Below are 11,339 nucleotides of genomic sequence, written 5' to 3'. Positions count from 1 at the left end.
CCCCATGCCCTACCTCTCCCGCATCCCCCTCGCCCCGCTGCGCACCGGCACCCGCAAACTCCTCAACTCTCCCCAGGCCATGCACGCCGCCATCCTCGGCGGCGTCGCCTACCACCCCGACCCCGGCCGCACCCTCTGGCGGCTCGATGCCGACAACCCCCACCGCCCACACCTGTACACGGTCACCCAAGTCGAACCCGACTTCACAGCCCTAGTCGAACAAGCCGGATGGGCCGTCGACAACCCACACGCCAAACCCACCGTCGCCGATTACAAACCCCTCCTCGCCAACCTCGAAGCCGGACAGACCTACGCCTTCCGGCTCACCGCCTCCCCGGTCCAGAACACCCGAACCCCACAAAAGCCAACCCCGGACCAGGCTGCCCGCACCGCCGCATCAACGAAGGAACGGGCACCCTCACATCGGCTCGGCCACCGCACCACACACCACCAACTCGCCTGGTTCACCAGCCGAGTCCACAAACACGGCTTCGAACTCCTCACCCTGCCCAACACTCAAGACCCCGCCCCCGGAATCCTGCCCCTGCCCAACACCGACACCTCAGGAGCTGATCCGCTCCTGGACGTCCGCGTGATGGCCCGCGACCGACTCGTCTTCAACAAGACCCTCACCGGCCCCGGCGGAGCAAAGACCGGCACCACCAAGGTCACCGTCACCACCGCCAGCTTCGCCGGCACCCTCCGCGTCACCGACCCTGTCGAACTCGCCCGCGCCCTCATCACTGGCATCGGCTCCGCCAAGGCATACGGATGCGGCCTCCTCACCCTCGCCCACCCGCGCTCGAACCAATGACTCACGTGGGGCTGGCGCCATAGGTTCCCAGGTCATCAAGCGCCAGCCTCACACGCCCTGCAACGAGGGCCTGCCGGAACGCGTCCGCAGCGTCAGCAACGGACCGTGGCCCAAGAGCGCTTGATCCGCTCACAAACTAGCTCTCGGAACGTTGGTTACACACCGGTGTGCTGGTTGGGCACCCCCCTCATAGGGGCGAGTTGGCGTGGCCTGGCCGATCTGGGGCTGCTGGAGCCGCTAGGGTCCCGGATCGTGACGGAGACGAGGACAAATCAGTCGACGAGAGGCTGTTTCTGCGGGTGTGGCAAGGAGGCGGAGGTCGACGGGTGGTTCGCGCAGGACCATGCCGTCACCGCGCTCGCAGCCCTGCGCGCTGTGGAGACACTGTGGCTGCCGCACCGGCTGATGGAGGCAGGTTTCGGCCCGGAGCGCTCGGTGGTCGAGGCGGCTATCCAGGAGGCAGGCTGGGTGCGCTGCCCCGGGTGCGCGTACGTCGGGCCGTCGGGCGCCCACGCCGGCACCTGCACCGCCGGCGCCCCGGCTGGCGATCAGTCCCCCGCCGCAGCGTCGGGGGCCGCCCAGGGCCGACTGCTGCCGGGGGCGGCCGACCCGATCTGGGAGGCGGTGCCGCTGCATCTGCGCCAGCAGCTGTTCTCCCGATAGTTCCAGGCACTCTCATCGAAGGGCGGCCCCGCAGGGGCCGCCCGGCACTGTGTGCTGGGTTCCTCGTTACCTCCGACGGTTGTGGGATCTCTCAACCGGAGGGGTAAGTGGATCTGTTCTTCATCAGCCGGGCCCGTGTACAGGAACGGCCTGCACTGTTCGGCAGGGTCGGGGAGGAAGCCGTATGGCGGCTGGACTTCCGGGCCTTGCCGGATCGTCTGCCGGTGCTCGTGGACGATCAGATGCGGCCGGTCGAGCCGGCCTGTTCGTGGTTCCGTCACCTGGCCTATCTGGGGCGGGACCCGGAGGACACGCTGCGGCACTACGCCTACATCGTGCTGCGGCTGATGGAGTTCCTGGCGGAGCGGGGCCGTGACCTGGGCACGGCGGCGGAGTCCGATCTGGTGGCCTACCGGCGGTCGCGGACCGAGTTGCAGGACTCGCCGGTGGGCGGGACGGTCTGGGACCGCGAGGCGTCGGTGATCAACACGCTGCTGGACTGGATGGTCGGGCAGGGCCTGCGCCGGGCGTCGCCGCTGCGGGCGGTCGGCGCGACGAACCTGCTGTCCACCGGGATGAGCCGGGACATAGACATCCGGCACCTGACGCTGAGGCAGTACGTGTTTTTCCGGGACGTCGGGCTGGGCGGGCAGAGTCTCGACGGCGAGGTGGACCGGGCCTTCCGGGGCCAGGCGCCGAACCGGAGCCGGGCGGCGGCCGACCTGGCCCTGACGTCGGGGATGCGACCGCAGGAGTGGTCCACGGTGCTGCTGCCGGAACTCGCAGTCGGGATGCGGCGGCCCGGCGAGGGGACGGAGTTCGACCTCCAGGAGTGCGCGAAATACAAGAAGCACCGGATCGCCTACGTTCCGCCGGACGCGCTGACGTCGGTGGACCGGTTCGTGCTGATCGAGCGGCCGGAGATGGCCGGGTCCATGGCCCGCGCGCTGGAGCGTCGCCACCGCGAGCTGTTTGTCGTCGCCGAGATCGACTATGCACGCCGTCGGCTGCGGGGACGCTGGCAGGGCCGGGACCGCGAGTTCGCCTGGTCGGCGATGGGGCCGAAGCTGCGGCGGATCACCGTCCATGAGGGGCCGGCCGGGCTGGAGCCGCTGGCGGTGTTCATCGGCCACGGCAGCCTGATGCTCACCTCGTCGTCCTGGGACCGCGTCCGTTACCAGGCATGGGACCGCATGACGGCGGTCCGCGGCGACGAGCGGGCCCCTCAACTTCCCCAGAAGCGCTGGCGGTTCCACGATCTGCGGCACACGTTCGCCCTGCGGCTGTTGGACTTCTTGATGCGGCGGGCCGCCGAGCGCGAGCACACGGCGTCGAGAGTCGGCACGGCGGCGCTTGCCGAGCACATCGCCTTCAACCCGCTGCTGATCGTCAGCCGCCGGCTCGGGCACGCGAGTCCGGCCGTGACCTACGAGTACCTGCGCTACCTGGAGGACCCGATGTCCTACGTCGACGCCGCGTTCGCTCAGTGGGCGGCCGGGGACGGGGACACCTATGCGGACATCGCGCTTCGGGCTTTGCGGGTCGAGGAGGCCGGTCATGCCGCGACGCGGTGAACGCCGCCGGGACTTCCGGCACGAGGACCCTGACCTGAGGCCGGTGAGGATCGGCGTCCGGCAGGTCGTCACGCCGGACTCCCGGGGCAAGAAGCGGGTCCTGCAGTTCGACCCGTCGCAGTTCGCCTGCCGGACGCTGGCGGCCGAGCTCGCGGACGAGTGGGTCGAGTACATCGAGGTGACGAGCCGCAGGACGGGCACGGCCAGCAGCCACCGCCAGGGGCTGCGTCTGTTCTGCGCGTTCGTGGACGAGCAACTGGCCGGCAGGGCACCGGAGGCGTCCCTGGCCAGGGCGGACCCGGACCTGTCCATGGTGCTGCTGGCCTGGGAACAGTCTCTGCCGGCCCGGTGGCCGCGCGGGTCGACACGGCCTGGGGCCCTCGCGGCGAACATCCGCATCCTGGTCAACCGGCGTCAGCGGCACCCCGACCGGGACCTCGCTCCGCGGCTGACGCAGATCGCGGGCCAGGACCACAGCCTGGCCTGGGGCGTCACGAAGGAGCTGGACGAGTTCTCCCGCAAGGACAAGGCCGCACTGGTTAAGGCGGCCTGGGACGACGTCGCCCGGCTCCGCAAGCGGCTCAAGGCCGGGTGGGAGATGGTCGAGGCCGGCGGGCATCCGGCCGAGCACGGCTGGTCGAGGATGCCGGATCTGCTCTGGGCCCTGGCTCACAGGGCGGTGTCACCTCGGGAGATGGCCAAGACCGTCCCGTTCCCGCTGGCGCCGGAGCTGGCGGCGCTGATCCCGGACAACGTCCGGACCGAGGGACAAAGCTGCGGGTTGCGCGGCTACTTCCTGGTCTGCGGCCTGCTCAACCAGCTCTATCCCAACCAGCGTGACATGCACGCCTTTCGGGTGCTGCTGGTCGCCGCGACCGGCCATTCCCCCGAGGAGGTCACCGGGCTGATGGAGGAGGCGGTGGAGTTCACCGAGGGCGGGGTCCGGCTGACCATGATCAAGAACCGGGCCCGCAGAATCCACCGCCGGGCCTTCACCCGCATCGACGCGGTGAACACGGTTGAGCACGTTCACGAGTACGCGGACCGGCCCCGCCTGGAAGTCTCGGCGATCGTCCGGCAGCTGATGGACGTGACCGCATCGTTGCGCGCCCTCCACAGCGAGCGTCCAGCGCCGCTGTTCCTGCAAGGAACGCTGCCGCCGTCCTTCGAGTTCACCGTCGGCCGGGGCCGGTTGCGGCTGTTCGGACAGTGGGTCAAGGAGATGGAGCTCGACCTGGAGGGCCGGATCGACATCCGGCGGCTGCGGAAGTCGGTGAAGGTCGAGAAGGCCGTCGCCTTCGGCGGCCGGATCACGGACATCGCCGACGACCACCACCAGGAGACGTTCCGCGGCCACTACGCGCAGGGCACCACCCTGCGGATGGTCTCCGGGCGGGTGATCACCACCGCCCAGCAGTCCTGGTTCGACAAAGCCACCACCGGCCCGGTCGTCCTGGACGCAGCGGCCGAGACGGCGCTGGAGGAGGCCGCACCGGCTCTGGCCGGGCTGGGGCTTAGTGCCGAGCAGGTCGAGGACCTGCGAAGCGGGGCCTTGGAGATGGGCGTCACCAGCTGCCGCGATCCGTTCGACTCGCCGTTCTCCCGCCCTGGTGATCTCTGCGCGGTCGCACCATTGCGCTGCCTGGAATGCCGCAATGCCTGGATTCTGCCCTCCCACCTGCCTCAGCTCTTGCTCTTCGCGGATCACCTGGACAGGTTGCGCACCCGGCTGAGCCCGGCCCACTTCCACACCCGCTGGGGCCAGACCGCGGCCAACCTCGCGGCGGTCCTCGCGGAACGGACCGAGGCGGAGACCGCCGCCGCCCGCCGTCACATCGCCGAAGGCGCTGCCACCTTGCAGCTTCCCCTCACCGCACGAGCGGAGTTCGACGCATGAACAGCATCGCCCCCAACCTGCCGGCACACGCGACCTTCGCCGCCGACGAACCGGTCCTGACCTCGCGCACCCTGCTGCCGGACGGGGTCAGCCCCTTGTTCGGGCAGTGCGATGAGTGGAACCTGAACGGAGTGCTGCGGCGTCCGGCGAATCTCCATCCGGCCGAGTGGAAGCTGAAGTTCGACGCCTTCACCGACGTCTGGAACCTCCGGGCCCGCGAGCTGGCCATGATCCTGCTGAACCCACGGCACCCCAAGGTGCTGGCCGGGACCACCACTCGGCGCCGTCCGGTTCAGCCGAAGACGGTCATCCAGAGGCTCGGGCCCTTGCGGGCGCTGGCCGCATGGGCTGAGGAACGGGGCCTGCCGCAGGATCTGGGGGCCTGGCCCGAGCATCAGCTGCACGTCCGCGTCGCTGGGCTGAAAGAGGGCAGGGCCGCTTCCACCGTGGTCGGCCACATCACGGTCATCCGTGAGCTCCACCGCTACGGGCTGCTGCTGACCGGCGGCGGCCTGCCCCGAGACCCCTGGCTCGGCATGTCCTCGCGGGTGGCCTTGGGGATGTCGCCGAGCGGCAGCCGGACGCTGTCGACCCCGGTGATCCCTCCGCAGGTGTGGTTCCCGCTGGTCCGGGCCGCCTGGACCTACATCGACACCTTCGCTCCGGACATTCTGCGAGCCCAGGAGCGCTGGCGACAGCTCCAGGCGGAGGCGAAGCGGTCGTCAGCGGGCGCGGAGGCTCTGCTGCGGGTTTGGCTGGCCGACCCGAACAACCTCGTCCCGCTGCACGACGAGCACCTGCCGCCGCGGATCACGGACGCGGGACAGGTCCACTGGGGCCTGCTGCCGTTCCTGATCGGCATCGACAAGCGGGCCCGCATCTTCAACGAGCACCGCGGCTTGCGGGAGATCGTGAGCGAGGCGGTCGACCGGGGCCAGTGCGCGAGCGCCAGCGTCCTTCCAGAGTATGCGCAAGTCAGGCGCATGGATGGCTCCACCGGCGGCTGGAACCGGGGACTGGCACCCCGCAGTCTGAACCGGGAGATCGAGATCCTCCGGATCGCCTGCTACATCTTCGTCACCGCGTTGAGCATGATGCGCGACTCCGAGGTCCAGGAGATCGTCAAGGGCTCGGTGGTCGAGTACTTCGGGGCGCCGGCCGTGGTCTCGACGGAGGTCAAGGGCGAGGAGGACTTCCCCCGCAAGCACTGGTGGATCATCGAACCGGTCGCCCGAGCCCTCGCCCTGGCCGAGGAGATCACCCCGCACCCTGAGCGGCTATTCACCGGCGTCGCCGGAGAGGCCCGGAACGCGGAACGGTTCACGGCGAACGAAGGGATCAAGGCGTTCGTCGAGCACGTGAACGCCAGGACCGACGTCAACGGGCTGGAGCCCATCCCGTCCGAGCGGGTCGCCCCGCACATGTTCCGCCGGACCATGGCCATGCTGACCGACCAGTTCCCCGGCTCCGAGATCGCCCTGGGCATCCAGCTGAAGCACGTCGCCTCGCGGGCCTTGGCTAACCGCACCACCCAGGGCTATGCCGCCTCTGCGACGTCCTGGGCCCAGCACCTGGACGCGGCAATCGAAGTTGCCCGGTTCCGCGGCCTGCGGGACCTGTTCGACGCCCACAAGGCGAGCCAGCCGATCGGCTTCGGCCCCGGCGTCGAGCAGCTGACCAGGACCTTCGACAAGATCCGCGACACCGTCGCCGCCCAGCGCGGTGACGTGACGGTCGAACACGCCCTGCTGAAGCAGGCCCGCGTCTCCATCCGCTTCGGAACCCTGAACCACTGCCTGTTCGACGCCGCCAACCCGGCCGGCGCCGTCTGCCTGGAGAACACCGTGATCCCACCCGGCCATACCGGCCCCCTGCAAGACCGCTGCCGCCCGGACCGCTGCGGCAACAGCATGATCGGCCCCCAGCACGTCGAGATCTGGGACAGCGAGGAACGGTCCCTCACCAGGCTCCTGGAAATCCGCCGCCTGGCCCCCGGCCATCGCGCGGCCCTGGAACAGCAGCGATCCGAGGCGCAGGCCGTTCTGCGGAAGGTCGGACGATGACCGACACGAGCGTCTCGGCCAAGACCGAGCACAAGCTCCGCGCGGCCATGGACCGGCTTCTGGTGGGCAAGCCGCAGCACAGCGACGGCCGGCTCACGAAGAACAACCTCGCCCTGGAAGCGGGCGTCAGCCCCGCCACGATGTTCCGCGCGAAGGCCGTCCTGGCCGACTGGGACGCCCACATCGACAACCACGGCAGCCTCACCCCCGGCGAGGCCCGCCGGGACGCCGACATCGACGACCTCCGCCGACAACTCGCCGCGGCCAAGCGGGAGATCACCGAACTCAACCGGAGGCTGACCGCCGCCACCACGGTCATCGCCTCGCTCCACCACGACAATCAGATGCTCCGCGCTGAGCAAGAGGCAGCGGGCACCATCGTCGCGTTCCCAGCTCAGCCCCGAGGCTGACACCCTCAGGGCACTCAGGTCACCACCACGGCGGTTCTCGGCGGCCTTCGGCCGCCGAGAACCGACCCAATCGGTTCACCGCGCAGCAGATCACTGGTTAGACGGGATCGGTGAACGAGATCGGCTTTCCGGTGGCGTGGGCATACGCGATCTCCCTGCTCGTGGACTCGCCGACATACCCGCCGGGGAAAGCGCCTGAGTTCGCGATTACTGAGCGATCGAGGACGCGAACCCAGGCAGGGGTACTTCACCGTGGCCATCGAGAAATGGGACAGTATTCGGGAACCGCGGGCGTGGCTGCGCAAGGTCGCGCACCGCTGCTATCTGCGTCAGACAGGCCAACGGGAAACCCCATACGACCCAGTGCCCGATCGCCCGGGCGGCAGCAGGGGACGCTGTCCAGCGCCGACGGAGACACCCGTCCTGTCGACACCTCCTGGCCGGGCGCCGCGGCCGCGACCGGCCGGTACACCGCCCCCCGCCGCTGACCCACGGGCGGGCGCCGCACCCTGTACCGGGTCGTCCCGGCCCGCTCACTGCTGCTCCAGCGTCGTGGGCGGGCCGGTCAGCGCAGATCAGGCGGTCACGCTGCGGCCAGGAGTGCCAGGACCCCAGCGCGCCGCCCGATCACGCCGCTGCCTTCCGCTAATAGGTGCGCGTGCACGTGTCGTTTCCGACCGTCGTGCAGGCGTAGGCGAACAGGCCTGCGTCGTTGACCATGGCCGTGTACGAGTGATAGACGGGGCTGTTCCAGAACTCCGCCCCCGAGCTGCTGTGGATGGACACGTAGTCTCGGCCGCCGCCGCTGATACGCCCCCACGCCGCCCGGCAGGTCGGGCTGTACCGCAGTTCGAGCTTCCTGCCGTCGATGTACGTGGTGTGAGGGGAGAAGGCATCGGCAGCACACCCGGTCGTTTGCGGGTCCTGCCCGTGGCAGGATTGCGCGTAGCAGGTGGCCGCGGACCGCTTGGCCTGACCGTCGTCCTGCGCGGAGGCAGACGGGGCCACCGCCAAAGCGGCCAGCGTCACGCCGGAAAGCGCCAGAGCACCGAATAGTCTGCTCATTAGACTCCCTTTCACTCGGATGGTGCGTCGGTAGCCGAGGTATACCGCCACCGGTCCGGGACGGGTCCCGGAACCACCGGACGCCTTCGTCCGGCTCTGATCCTGTGCGGCGCGCACGAGTGCGGCCCCCTGCGCCGCGGACACGCAGGCCGCAGCCAAGCGCCGGGCCGCCGGCCGCTGCCCGCCTCCACGACGGCCAGGTCCCGCACGCCGCCGTGGCCGGCCAGACCCTCGAGAAGGGCCGGACATGGTCGTACCTGATGAGCGGGAGGACTCCTGCTGGGGCAACCGAGGACACCCCGACCCGCGTGAAGGCCCCGGGGCGCTGATCGGAGCGCGCGATTCTTGCGTATGCGCTGGCCGGTGAACTCTCCGTTGTCGGTGTACTTCGTGTGGCTCGGCGTGGCGATGTTGACCACGATCCTGCTGCTGGTGAGCTTCGGCCTTCCCCGGCACTCCTCCAAGCAGGAGGCGACCGGCACCGTCCCGGCCGGCGGTGGCCGCGTCATCTTCACCATCGACAGCGTGGGAGAAACGTTGCCAGCTCGCACCTACCAAACCATCAGGATGAGGAGTGGGGGGCATCTGTGACGAGTGCGCCGTGCCACGGGCCGTTGAGGAGGCTGTTGTCCAGTTGGATGCCGGTTATGGCGTAGAGGATCCGGACGGACCACTGGCAGGGGCTGTAGTGATCGAGTTTGGCGTCGATGCTGTCCGGGTTGTCGCCGTCGTGGGGGAAGCCGATGTCGTCTAGTGCGGCGCTGACGTGTGAGGTGAGGGTCCCTCACCGCTCGGCGGTGAGCGGGTCGATGGTGCCGTCAGGCTGTCCGTCGTGGGCGAAGAGGACCTGGAACTGGTTGGGGTCGCGGCAGATGGTGCACACGGTCCCGCCTGCGGCTGAGAGTCGGCTCATCACGTGGGCTCGCGCACCGATCCATCCTGCGGTGCCCTCCAGTTCCAGCGCGATGCTCCACTGGGCGGTGGCGGCCCGTGCCAGGAGCAGGACCGTGGGGGTGGTGTAGTCGAGTTCTTCGATCAGACGTTGCGTGAGCTGGTCGAGGGCGTTGGCCAGTGGGCGGGGCCGATCGGCGCCCATCTGGGTAAGCATGGTGATGGGCTGTCGCGGGGCCGCGGTGAGGCACCAGCCCTCCCCAAACCTTTCGCTGAGATCGAGGGGGGCGTGCAACGGACCTCCATGAGCGAGTAGAGGGCTTGATGCCGGTGTACCGGCGGCTGGGCAGGCCAGCCGCCGGTACACCGACGCGAGGTGTCAGTCGATGTTCACGTAGAAGCGATCATTGCTGTTTTTGGGGTCGGACAGCAGGTTGGCGTCCCAGGCCAGGATGCGGTCATCGACGTAGTAGTTCCTCAGCTGATTCCCGGCGCTGCTGTTGTCCGGCTGGGGTACGGCTCGGACGGAGAAGTCCCAGTACTTGTTGCCAGCGCTGGCCAGCACGCCCCCGTTGCTGTCCCGCCTTACCTGACTGTCACGTAGAAGGGATTGTGGTCGGTGATCCTTTCCCAGTGGTACCAGAGCTTGAGGACGTTACCCGCGGCGTTGTTGTCGTCACGGTGCACCGGTTTAGCGGAGAACATGTCCTTGTACTGGGGGCCGTCGTCGATGAACTGGCCCGCCCCGTTGTAGGTGGATGCGAACGGGAACTCGTCACACTGGTTGATCGGCTTGCCGTCCGGCCCTTTGAGCGTGTCCCAGCCTGGGAAGTAGACGTTGCACGCCTTCTTGGAGTAGTACCGGTTGCGACCCTCGCGTCGGCTGTTGTCGTCATTGAGTTCAGAAGCGAGCCGGTAGATCGGGTTCTGCCAGCTCTTGCCGGGAATCTGCTTGTCGCTGAACGGCGGCTTGGTATCTCCCGGCCGGTTCAGGGCCTGCTCTATGTGGTCGGCGACCTCCTTGTACCCGGAGTTCGCGGCCTTCGAGTAGACGAGGAACGGCGCGACACGGGTGAAGATCGACCCGCGATTGCCGTAGGTGCTGAGGTACCAGGCGGAGTCGAAGCGGATGTCGGTCATCTCGGCGTCGATGCTGGCCCCAGGCTGGAAGCCGGGTACCTGACCCGCGAACTTCACGACCGGGCCGGCATGGATCAGCTGCTCACCGTGCTGCTTGGCCGGCTCCTTGGCCGGGGAGATCAGCTCGACGTAGGCGTTCGGGTCGGCGCGCCACTGCGGAATGGTGCGGGTGGCCCCGTTGGTGCCGTCGGTCTTGCAGTTCTTCAGCGGGTCGGTGGTGTAGCACCACGTGGAGAGGCTGAAGCTGGCCCCTGGCTGGGTGAACACGCCCGTTGGCTGGATGTCTCGCACCGTGATGGTGAAGTTCATGTGGCGGTCGGTTGTGCTGGGGCTGGATGCGTCCTCGTGCCGCCCGTAGCCGATAACGTCCCACCGGACCCGGACCGTGCCACGGATGATGCAGTCGTTCGGGTTCTGCGGGTTGCAGGTCTTGGCGTATGTCGTGTAGTCGTAGCCGCGCTTGCACCAGGCGAAGTGGTTTTTGACCCAGCCGCCCGGATCGTCGGCCTCGTCGTTGGCCTGGCATTCGGAGGAGGTGATGTAGTCGTACCCCGCCTTCACCGCCGCCTTCCGCTGCAGCATGCCATCGGCGCTGACCTCGTAGCTGGCCTGTGTGCGCCGGGCTTCTGCCTCCACCTCCTGTGGCGACCGCGGCAGTTCCCCGATCGTTTCCCGAGTCGAGCTGGTGCCGGGTGTGGGGTAGGCGACGGTGGACTTGATCCAGTCGCTGCGGGGCACCTGCTCGGCCTGCCCGGCCACGGCAGGGGATCCGCCCAGCAATAAGACACCCACGGCGAACGCGATCATCCTAGTGGTGCGCAT

The 11,339-nt window shown here is 68.8% G+C and carries 11 protein-coding genes; 7 read left to right on the top strand and 4 right to left on the bottom strand.

The features are described 5' to 3' along the window. Nucleotides 1-4 precede the first annotated feature (4 nt). The 6 genes from cas6e (at nucleotide 5) to AB0I77_RS15455 (ending at nucleotide 7,421) form a co-directional block, all read left to right on the top strand. Nucleotides 5-814, top strand: a complete 810-nt coding sequence (gene cas6e, locus AB0I77_RS15480) for a type I-E CRISPR-associated protein Cas6/Cse3/CasE (protein ID WP_363283058.1) — start codon at nucleotides 5-7, stop codon at nucleotides 812-814. 252 nt (nucleotides 815-1,066) lie between these two features. After that, entirely contained in the window at nucleotides 1,067-1,477 is a 411-nt protein-coding gene (locus AB0I77_RS15475; RefSeq protein WP_363283057.1) for a hypothetical protein, read from the top strand. A 107-nt stretch (nucleotides 1,478-1,584) separates the two neighbouring features. Then, nucleotides 1,585-3,051 (top strand): hypothetical protein, encoded by a 1,467-nt coding sequence (locus AB0I77_RS15470; RefSeq protein WP_363283056.1) that lies wholly within the window; start codon nucleotides 1,585-1,587, stop codon nucleotides 3,049-3,051. Further along, the gene (locus tag AB0I77_RS15465) at nucleotides 3,035-4,948 is read left to right on the top strand and encodes a hypothetical protein (RefSeq protein ID WP_363283055.1); all 1,914 of its coding nucleotides are present in this window, start codon (nucleotides 3,035-3,037) and stop codon (nucleotides 4,946-4,948) included. The genes AB0I77_RS15470 and AB0I77_RS15465 overlap by 17 nt, the downstream gene beginning before the upstream one ends. Continuing rightward, on the top strand, nucleotides 4,945-7,011 hold the full coding sequence (locus tag AB0I77_RS15460; protein WP_363283054.1) for an integrase: 2,067 nt from the start codon (nucleotides 4,945-4,947) through the stop codon (nucleotides 7,009-7,011). The genes AB0I77_RS15465 and AB0I77_RS15460 overlap by 4 nt, the downstream gene beginning before the upstream one ends. After that, nucleotides 7,008-7,421 carry a hypothetical protein gene (locus AB0I77_RS15455; protein WP_363283053.1) on the top strand — a complete coding sequence of 138 codons (414 nt, stop codon included), beginning with the start codon at nucleotides 7,008-7,010 and terminating at the stop codon, nucleotides 7,419-7,421. The genes AB0I77_RS15460 and AB0I77_RS15455 overlap by 4 nt, the downstream gene beginning before the upstream one ends. A 645-nt stretch (nucleotides 7,422-8,066) precedes the next feature. On the opposite strand, the gene AB0I77_RS15450 is transcribed toward AB0I77_RS15455, so the two are convergent. Further along, nucleotides 8,067-8,486: a DUF2690 domain-containing protein gene (locus tag AB0I77_RS15450; RefSeq protein ID WP_363283052.1), complete on the bottom strand. Its 420-nt coding sequence runs from the start codon at nucleotides 8,484-8,486 to the stop codon at nucleotides 8,067-8,069. Between the two features lie 351 nt (nucleotides 8,487-8,837). On the opposite strand from AB0I77_RS15450, the gene AB0I77_RS15445 reads away from it, so the two are divergent. Further along, complete coding sequence (locus AB0I77_RS15445; RefSeq protein ID WP_363283051.1) at nucleotides 8,838-9,077, top strand: hypothetical protein; 240 nt, start codon at nucleotides 8,838-8,840, stop codon at nucleotides 9,075-9,077. Nucleotides 9,078-9,270: 193 nt separating this feature from the next. Here the strand turns inward: AB0I77_RS15445 and AB0I77_RS15440 are convergent, their stop codons facing one another. The 3 genes from AB0I77_RS15440 to AB0I77_RS15430 form a co-directional block, all read right to left on the bottom strand. Further along, a complete protein-coding gene (locus AB0I77_RS15440; protein WP_363283050.1) occupies nucleotides 9,271-9,582 on the bottom strand; it encodes a hypothetical protein in 312 nt (103 codons plus the stop codon). A 174-nt stretch (nucleotides 9,583-9,756) separates the two neighbouring features. Then, a complete protein-coding gene (locus AB0I77_RS15435) occupies nucleotides 9,757-9,942 on the bottom strand; it encodes a hypothetical protein (RefSeq protein WP_363283049.1) in 186 nt (61 codons plus the stop codon). Between the two features lie 20 nt (nucleotides 9,943-9,962). Continuing rightward, nucleotides 9,963-11,339 (bottom strand): hypothetical protein, encoded by a 1,377-nt coding sequence (locus AB0I77_RS15430; protein WP_363283048.1) that lies wholly within the window; start codon nucleotides 11,337-11,339, stop codon nucleotides 9,963-9,965.

Source organism: Streptomyces sp. NPDC050619 (assembly GCF_040654815.1).
Taxonomy (GTDB): domain Bacteria; phylum Actinomycetota; class Actinomycetes; order Streptomycetales; family Streptomycetaceae; genus Streptomyces.
This window is presented reverse-complemented; position numbering and strand designations above follow the sequence as displayed.

Bases quoted from the DNA above. Each gene is read 5' to 3' on its own strand.
- cas6e (WP_363283058.1), top strand. From the start codon at position 5: ATGCCCTACCTCTCCCGCATCCCCCTCGCCCCGCTGCGCACCGGCACC.
- AB0I77_RS15465 (WP_363283055.1), top strand. From the start codon at position 3,035: ATGCCGCGACGCGGTGAACGCCGCCGGGACTTCCGGCACGAGGACCCT.
- AB0I77_RS15460 (WP_363283054.1), top strand. From the start codon at position 4,945: ATGAACAGCATCGCCCCCAACCTGCCGGCACACGCGACCTTCGCCGCC.
- AB0I77_RS15455 (WP_363283053.1), top strand. From the start codon at position 7,008: ATGACCGACACGAGCGTCTCGGCCAAGACCGAGCACAAGCTCCGCGCG.
- AB0I77_RS15450 (WP_363283052.1), bottom strand. From the start codon at position 8,486: ATGAGCAGACTATTCGGTGCTCTGGCGCTTTCCGGCGTGACGCTGGCC.
- AB0I77_RS15445 (WP_363283051.1), top strand. From the start codon at position 8,838: ATGCGCTGGCCGGTGAACTCTCCGTTGTCGGTGTACTTCGTGTGGCTC.
- AB0I77_RS15440 (WP_363283050.1), bottom strand. From the start codon at position 9,582: ATGGGCGCCGATCGGCCCCGCCCACTGGCCAACGCCCTCGACCAGCTC.
- AB0I77_RS15430 (WP_363283048.1), bottom strand. From the start codon at position 11,339: ATGCGCACCACTAGGATGATCGCGTTCGCCGTGGGTGTCTTATTGCTG.